This window comes from Chamaesiphon sp. VAR_69_metabat_338 (genome assembly GCF_031423935.1).
Taxonomy (GTDB): Bacteria; Cyanobacteriota; Cyanobacteriia; order Cyanobacteriales; family Chamaesiphonaceae; genus Chamaesiphon.
In genome coordinates this window covers 1-2,333 of sequence record NZ_JANPGM010000017.1, presented here as the reverse complement: position 1 = coordinate 2,333, position 2,333 = coordinate 1, and the positions used below count along the sequence as shown (strand labels likewise).

At 49.5% G+C, this 2,333-nt stretch carries 3 protein-coding genes; all 3 read left to right on the top strand.

All coding sequences use genetic code 11. From position 1 onward, the window contains the following. Positions 1-299, top strand: a 299-nt coding sequence (locus RMO84_RS00565) for an NYN domain-containing protein (protein WP_310486467.1), incomplete at its 5' end; no start/stop codon positions are given. A 253-nt stretch (positions 300-552) separates the two neighbouring features. Next, positions 553-1,680, top strand: a complete 1,128-nt coding sequence (gene lptC, locus RMO84_RS00560; RefSeq protein WP_310486466.1) for an LPS export ABC transporter periplasmic protein LptC — start codon at positions 553-555, stop codon at positions 1,678-1,680. Positions 1,681-1,767: 87 nt separating this feature from the next. After that, positions 1,768-2,333, top strand: a 566-nt coding sequence (locus RMO84_RS00555) for an FtsQ-type POTRA domain-containing protein (RefSeq protein ID WP_310486464.1), incomplete at its 3' end; no start/stop codon positions are given.

Here is a 2,333-nt window from a genome sequence, read left to right as displayed (position 1 = left end):
TACCTGATGGTTCCAAAAAGGCTAACTTAGATGTCGAAATTGCGGTCGATATGATGGCTTTGGTGGGATCGTACGACACCGCAGTATTAGTCAGTGGTGATGGCGATCTCGCCTACGCTGTCGATGCAGTGAGTTATCGTGGGGTAAGGGTCGAAGTCGTTAGCTTGCGATCGATGACTAGTGATAGTTTGATCAATGTGTCCGATCGCTACATCGATCTGGAAAATGTCAAAGAAGATATTCAAAAAACACCCAGAAATAGCAATGTTCTCTCAGTTACTCCCGATATCTGGACTTAAATTAATTGATAATTGATAATTGATAATTGGGTTTTTGAGATAAGGGTCAAGCGGGCGTAATTTTGTGTGCGCAAACACGTACAAAGCAGAAATTACGCACACAATTTAGATCGGGGATTTAAATATTTAATCCTGTTAAAGACAGCTTGCTATTGCCACTAACTGAAGGCACTATGGCACTAACTTTAACGCCGATCGGTCAAGTTGCTAGTCACAGGGAGAATCAAAATCGATTGAAAAAGTTGGATCGAGCATGAAAGTATACCGCCATGTAGGAATGCTCGCGACGATCGCCATGTTAGGAATTGGTGGTTGTCGTCAGTCGCCACCGCCAAAACCGACTCCTACACTTACGCCTGCGGCGATCGAAGCCAAGCTAGAGCTGGATAATCTCAGTTTCGAGCAAGTCGATAACCAAGGTAAACTGCTGTGGAAAGTCCGCGCCCAACGTGGTATCTATAGCCCCGATCGCAAACGCGCCAGTGTTACCAAGTTAGCGGGAGAGCTGTATCAAGACGGCAAAGTTATCATGCGCATCACTGCTAACACGGGTGAAGTCGAACAGGCGGGTGAAAAAGTAATTTTGCGCGGTGATGTCGTCACGAAAGAAACTCGCAATCAACTAGTTGTCAGCGGACAAGAAGTCGAGTGGCAGCCAAAATTAGACCTCCTCACCATTCGCGATCGCGTCCGAGCCAATCAACCTAAACTGCAAGTCCAAGCCAATGAGGGGAAATATCTCAGCCGCACTCAACAGCTCGATCTCACAGGTAAGATCGTCGCACTCTCACCCGATTCCCAGTTAGCCATGCAGACAGAGCATCTCACCTGGCTAGTCAAAGACCAAAAAATCATCGGCGATCGCCCCACGCAAATGCAACGCTATCGCGGCGATCTGATTACCGAGCGTGCGACCGCTAATAGCTTCTCTAGCGCACTCGATCGCCAAATTGTCAATTTGCAGCGTCAAGTCCAATTGAATGTCACTAAGCCGCTAATCCAGGCCAATGGTGAATCATTTGCCTGGGATTTGCGTCGCGAACTAGTCACAGCCGATCGACCTTTAAAGATCGTTCACTCCCAGGAAGGCGTCATATTTACAGCCAATGCTGGATCGCTAGATCTCAAAGGCTCGATCGCGACCCTGACTGGAAATGCTACGGGGATTGCGACTCGCAACCAAACCAAGCTGAATAGCGATCGATTAATTTGGCAGATCGCTTCCCAACAGCTCGTCGGAACTGGTAATGTAGTCTATCAACAGACTACTCCCTCAATTAAGTTCACTGGTAGTCGTGGCGTCGGCAAACTTCAAGATCGGTCGATCGTTATTAGCAGTGACGGCAAACGCCGAGTGCAGACTGACTTTGTCCCTCAATAATGTCCTCTACAGCGATCGCCAGCCGGTTTAGATCGATCTAGACTTTTCTGGATCTTTAGTCCTCTTATCCCTACCCCTGTCGATTCGGTGTCTCACCCTGCCCCTCCAGAACAGATCCAACAACGTCGTCGCCAGTTGCAACGGCAACGGCGCAATCGTGCCGTCCGCTCGTTATGGCGATTTATCTGCATGTGCGGCATCCTCACCGGCTCGCTGTGGGGGATTTGTCAACTCGATTGGACGATCTCCAAACCAGAACAAGTCCGGATCGAAGGCAATCAATATCTTAGCGATACCACCATTCGATCGATGTTAGCGATTTCCTATCCCACATCGCTGGTGGCGTTAGGTTCAGAGCAATTAACTACCAAACCGATCGAGCGCGGTTTGATGGTCGATGCGCGAGTCGAGCGCGGTTTATTTCCGCCGCATCTAACCGTTCGAGTGCAGGATTTTCCGCCCGTGGCACGACTGATCCGCGATCCAGCCAGTGAAACTCAGATCTATATCGACGAGCGCGGTCTTGAGTTACCAATTTCTAGCTACCGCCGCAGCGTATCTCAATCGTTACCGACCTTACAGTTGCAATTGCCCGCTCAAGGTTCCTGTCCGCAGTGGGTACCACTTTATCGAGTCGTGCGGACTAGTCCCGT